This window comes from Pseudomonas sp. AC083 (assembly GCF_979253165.1).
Genome location: NZ_CEEDDH010000306.1, coordinates 1 through 242, shown reverse-complemented (window position 1 = coordinate 242; position 242 = coordinate 1). Strand labels below are relative to the sequence as shown.

1 protein-coding gene is annotated in these 242 nt (G+C 72.7%); it reads left to right on the top strand.

Features of this window, described 5'->3' with window-relative positions; all coding sequences use genetic code 11:
* The coding region (locus AC0IXA_RS28025) for a hypothetical protein (RefSeq protein WP_471814997.1) at window positions 1-242 on the top strand (242 nt) is incomplete at both ends.

Genomic DNA, 242 nt, shown 5'->3' with positions numbered 1-242 from the left:
ATATGGCGGGCGCTCTACGGTCATTTCCGGCCGCATCGCTGGACGGTCGCCCTCGGCGCGCTCCTCGCGCTGATCGGCGCGGCGAGCGGGCTCGCGCAGCCGCTGGCCGCCAAGGCGCTGGTCGACCGGCTCGGCCAGAACGAGTCGATCACCGGCATCCTGCTGGTCCTGACCCTGCTCGTGGTCTGCGGGACGGCCGTCGACGCGCTCGCCTCGTACACCCTGGAGCGCACCGCCGAGTC